The following is a 5,565-nucleotide window of genomic DNA, read 5'->3' as shown; positions in this document are numbered from 1 at the left end:
GTTGTAGAATTATAGCAACAAATATCCCATCATTTAAAGAAATACTAGAGTCGGATAATTATCTATTTGAAAATGAAAATGTTAATGCATTATCAAATAAAATAAAAGAATACATAGACAATCCATCTATAGGGTTTGTAAATAAGAAAAAAATTGATCAATATTCATTATCAAATGCTATGCGTAAACTAGACTTGGCATATTTTTCTAATAATCATAATTGCCTTGAATTTGAAAATGTAACTATTGAGGATAATTATAATGTCTAAATTGATAAGAAAAACTCGTAAACTAATAAAAAATCCTAAAGCTTTTGTTAAAGATTCATTTTTATTTAAGAAACTAAATCGTAAGAAAGACGTGTTACAAACTTCTAATGTAATTATTAAAAATTCTCCAGAAAACATAACACAAAAATCAAGTTCAATTGAGAATGTTATCCCTACAAAAACTCCAAATGAAATGGAGAAAAAGCTTAATTTACCTACTAAAATTACTCCAGAAAAAGTGAAACAGAATAATTTAAACACTATTGGATTATCAACCTTAATTGAAGATTTTATTACTCCGCACGAGCAAGATGTAGTACTGTTTAGCCTATTAGACAAAGCAGGGATAAATTATCATATTGTTCATACTGGTTGGAATCATATTATTAGAATAGCTGTACAAGATCTATTTGTAACAAACATTATTGAATTAATTAGGAGCAGTGAGAAATTTACAAAAAATGTATATATTGTAGAAGGGAACAATCGATATGATTTAGTTAGATTGTATTTTCATGATGATAAATATGTATATAAAAATACAATATTTCAATTTGATCCTTGGTATATGACTCCACACGGAATTATGACAAGAAATAAAAACTCCCAAATTCAATTTATACCAAAAGCTCATGTTAATCGAACGGTGCATTCATTTGCTCCAATAAGATTAGGAAAAGATATTCAACATATTGACAATATTCAATCAATGTTAAGACTAGATTCATTTCTTTTTGATGAATATGAAGGTCCAATTGATATAGTATATACTTGGGTAAGTGATAGTGATCCTGAATGGTTAAGAAAAAAAAGTTATTATTCTGGAGAAAGTATACAGAATCAAGATACACGTTTTATAGATTATGAACAACTAAGATATTCTCTACGTAGTGTTGCAGCGTATGCTAAATTTATAAGAAAGATATTTATAGTTACTGATCATCAAATACCTTATTGGTTAGATACAGACCACGACAAAATCGTAATGATTAACCATGATGACATATGTAATGATAAGACGTGCTTACCAGTATTTAATTCTGTAGCTATCGAATCTTGGATTCATAAAATAGAAGGATTATCGGATAATTTTATATATGCAAATGATGACTATTTTTTTGGCTCTCCTGTAAGCAAACAACATTTTATTCATCCTAATGGTGTAGCTAAGTTATTTCTTGAACCTATTCCTAATGCCTATGGTGAAGTTTTTGCAGATAGCGAGCCTACAACTCAGTTATCTCTATTCACGGCCCAATGTTTTTACGAAAAATTTAATAAGTGGCCTTCATTTTGGCCTCTGCATGCTCCAATGATTAAAAATATACATATTATTGAAAAAATGATTGATTTGTTTCAAAAACAAATAGATAAAACAAGTCGTTCTAGATTTAGAGAGACTGAAACAATTTCTCCTTTATATCTTATGTCATCCTATTTCGCTTATTCAGAAGGAAAGAGCGTTGTATCTTCAATTAGATATGAATATATTAGTTCTGATGATCCTAATTTAGACTCTAAATTATCTAACTTATCATTAAAAATTAAAGAAGGTAAATGTGAAGTATTTTGTCTAAATGATCATAGAACTATTACGGAAGAACAAATATCGAAAGTAGCGAGTTTTATGATGAAAGCATTTCCAATTGCCGCTGAATGGGAATTAGATAAATCCTTTTAATTGTATTGGTAATATTTATATAGTTTGACAATTAAATTATTTATGTCGCATCCTCCATTAGAAAAACGGATCGATGCCTTACGAAATGGTTCATATAACCGTTAATTTTAAATCCTTTATTTAATCTTATATTGTCTTGACAAGTGTTATGATAATCACTATAACACTTGTCAATTCCATACCTGCTAAACCTGAGTTTGTGAGATAGTTAAATGTTGCATCAAAAAGCGACCTATAATAAATTAGAATTACTTAGCCCAGCTAAAAATATTGAAATTGCCAAACAAGCTATAATGCATGGTGCTGATGCAGTATATATAGGTGGACCGAGTTTTGGTGCTAGACATAATGCTGGTAATTCAGTTAGTGATATTGCTCAATTAGTTGAATTTGCTCATCACTATTATGCAAAAGTTTTTGTGACTCTAAATACCATATTGCATGATAATGAACTTGAAGCTGCAAGACAGCTTATTTGGCAATTTTATGATGCAGGTGTCGATGCATTGATTGTGCAAGATATGGGCATATTGAATATGGATATTCCTCCGATTGATTTACATGCCAGCACTCAAATGGATATAAGAACACCTGAAAAAGCTAAATTTTTATCTGAAGTTGGGTTTTCGCAAATTGTACTTGCTCGAGAGTTAAATTTAATTGAAATTGCTAAAATTCATGAACAAATAGATGCAAAAATAGAATTTTTTATTCATGGTGCACTTTGTGTTGCATTTTCTGGGCAGTGTTATATTTCTCATGCTCAAACAGGGCGTAGTGCTAATCGTGGTGATTGTTCTCAAGCATGCCGATTACCTTTTACTTTAAAAGATGATAAAGGTCGAATTGTTGCTTACGAAAAACATCTTTTATCTATGAAAGATAATAATCAATCAAATAATTTACGAGAATTAATCAGCGCAGGGGTGCGATCATTCAAAATAGAAGGGCGTTATAAAGATCTAAGTTATGTAAAAAATATTACAGCGTTTTATCGTCAAAAATTAGACCAAATCTTATGTGAGTCTCCTGATTTATCACCTGAATCAAGCGGTAAGACTGAGTTCTTTTTTACTCCCGATCCGAATCGAACTTTCCATCGAGGTAGTACCGATTATTTTGTTCATGGTCGAAAACCGGATATAGGGGCTTTTGACTCACCAAAATTTATTGGCTTATCCATAGGTGAAATTACAAAAGTTACATCAAAAACGATAGAGATCAAAACAGATAAATTATTAACTAACGGTGATGGTTTGAATGTTTTAATCAAACGTGAAATTCATGGTTTTAGAGCTGATAAAGTAGAAAAAATTGCAGTTGGTCAATATCGAATTTTCCCGAATGAAATTCCTAAAGCGCTGTTTTCGGTGAAATTACCTTATTTAGTTAATCGAAATTTAGATCATATTTGGCAGCAAAATTTACTTAAACAATCAAGTGATCGGCGTATAGCTGTTTCATTTGAATTAAGTAATCAAGATGATGGTATTATACTTTCGGCTAAAAGCGAAGAGGGCGTTTGCGCCTCATTAGAGCTAAATAGCGTATTTGCTATTGCCGATCAACCTGATAAAGCAATTAACAATATTCGTGATAATCTTTCAAAACTTGGTCAAACTATCTATTATTTAATTGATTTTAAAATCAATTTATCAAAAGTCTATTTTATCCCCAGCAGCCAACTTAACCAATTTAGACGAGATATTATCGCAAAATTAACCACAGAACGACTAAAAAATTATTGTCGACAAAAGCGCAAACCTGAATTAATACCAAAGCCAATGTATCCTGAAAATCAGTTATCGTTTTTGGCCAATGTTTATAATCTTAAAGCGAGAGAATTTTACACTCAGCATGGGGTTGAATTAATTGAAAGTGCTTATGAAGCTCACCAAATTAAAGACGATGCACCATTAATGATAACTAAACATTGTTTACGTTTTGCATTTAATTTATGTCCTAAACAAGCTAAAGGTATACAAGGTGTTAAAACTAAAGTTACACCAATGAAGCTTATTCAAAATAATGAGGAATTACTGTTAAAATTTAATTGTAAAGCGTGTGAAATGCAAGTTTGGGGGAAAATAAAAAATCATATTCTAAAAATGCCATTACCAGGTAGTGAGGTCATTTTACTGACTGAAAATAGCTAAATTGTAAATTGGTTAATGATTTTTAACATTTTTAGCATTTAACTGTGCAAAACTTCTTAGTCAAGTTTAGTAAGGTAACAACAAAGCAGAAGTTCGTAATAACTATTAATATTTAACATAATATACATTATGCAAACTTTAACTTATTGATTGTTAACGGTATTTTATATTGATTGGTGATTTAACTAAAATAAAATTAGTGATAATTCAACGAGATTTACATTATTACCATTCTTAAAATCAAAGGGAAGTGATGACAATAAAACTAATATTGTTGTTTGAGAAGACATAGAAAGATTAGTAACGCTTATACTGATTATTTTTTACTCATCTAATTAACGTATTGATTTAGATCATGAATTAAATTTTATACACAGTGTTATTTACATTTTATGTGAATAATTGCACCGTATTGCTATTGTCAATCGCTTATAAGCGGATTTTCATTAAAACTGGCGGGGCTACTGCATTGTCACAACAACCATATAGACATCAGGGTTCGTTCTGTGATTCTGTTTTGATAAAAATTAGTAGCTCAGTGTTAAGAATGTCGGGCAATCCATCACTGTGGGGGCGTATAGAAAATCTATTTGGGTTACGTACTGTTGATAGTTGCGTTGATGTTTTCAATCAAATTTTGAATGATTTGAATTTGCCACAGTTTCCAAAATGCACAAAATTAATGTTTCGGAGTCCAAATGGTTCCAAAATTGAAAATTTTTCCGATAGAGCAATAATAAAAGAACTTCATATTACATCTAATCGTATGGTTGGTAATGGTAATGTTCAGGATTATTTAGCAGGTTTATCTACTCAAAATTATCGTTATAGTGTTCCTAGATTACATAGTAACGGTCAGTCGGTCAAAGCAAGGTAACGCTCATCTAATCTATCCTACGGTTTATAACAAATCTCACGAACTAGAATTACATAGTTTAACAAAAATAAAAAGCAAATTTGGTGAAAATTCAAATTAATTCAGTTGCTTAAATAGAATAATAGAGTATTGTAAACAAAATGGCGTAGTGAGATTTGAACAGAAATTGAAATCCCGATTTTTAAAACGAGAAAATTTACATTATTGGGGATTATCAGACTATACACGATTAAATGAATTACATAATGAATTTTTAAACTTAGATAAAAAGTTATCGGTGAGTGCTATGGATTTTGAAACGATTAGTGATCAGCTTATTAGACTGGGTGTTGTAGAAACAATGCGATCTGCAAATATAACAGCGATGTATGCCGTTCAGTGGATGTGTGGACAAACTTTTGATTTTAGTAAATCGCAAGTAAAAATTCATAGTTCACGATTAAGAAAAATCGGTATCGATATTGCACTGCGTTTTAATTTATCTAAATTTTGTCCAGTTGCTATACGTGAAATTAGAAAAGTTGTAGTTGCAGATTGTCCGATTCCAGATTGGTATCAAATGCCGCAAATTTTTAAATTAGC

At 30.4% G+C, this 5,565-nt stretch carries 4 protein-coding genes and 1 pseudogene; all 5 read left to right on the top strand.

The features are described 5' to 3' along the window. Positions 1-269 (top strand): annotated as a pseudogene (locus A9G09_RS12855) (hypothetical protein); the annotation flags it as partial. Beyond that, a complete protein-coding gene (locus A9G09_RS04065) occupies positions 262-1,950 on the top strand; it encodes a Stealth CR1 domain-containing protein (RefSeq protein WP_065633635.1) in 1,689 nt (562 codons plus the stop codon). The pseudogene A9G09_RS12855 and the gene A9G09_RS04065, both read left to right, overlap by 8 nt. Before the next feature lie 212 nt (positions 1,951-2,162). Further along, complete coding sequence (locus A9G09_RS04060) at positions 2,163-4,106, top strand: U32 family peptidase (RefSeq protein WP_065633634.1); 1,944 nt, start codon at positions 2,163-2,165, stop codon at positions 4,104-4,106. A gap of 469 nt (positions 4,107-4,575) precedes the next feature. Next, positions 4,576-4,983, top strand: coding sequence for a hypothetical protein (locus A9G09_RS13000; protein WP_218056823.1), 408 nt, complete (start codon positions 4,576-4,578; stop codon positions 4,981-4,983). A 166-nt stretch (positions 4,984-5,149) separates the two neighbouring features. Further along, positions 5,150-5,565: phage/plasmid replication protein (locus A9G09_RS12995; RefSeq protein ID WP_218056822.1), on the top strand; the 416-nt coding region annotated here is incomplete at its 3' end.

Source organism: Gilliamella sp. wkB292 (assembly GCF_001690235.1).
GTDB lineage: Bacteria > Pseudomonadota > Gammaproteobacteria > Enterobacterales > Orbaceae > Gilliamella > Gilliamella apicola_F.
Note: the sequence above shows the minus strand (reverse complement) of the source record. Positions and strands in the feature narration are given on the sequence as shown.

What these genes read in the sequence shown, in the direction of transcription:
- A9G09_RS04065 (WP_065633635.1), top strand. Translation starts at nt 262, where the DNA reads ATGTCTAAATTGATAAGAAAAACTCGTAAACTAATAAAAAATCCTAAA.
- A9G09_RS04060 (WP_065633634.1), top strand. Translation starts at nt 2,163, where the DNA reads ATGTTGCATCAAAAAGCGACCTATAATAAATTAGAATTACTTAGCCCA.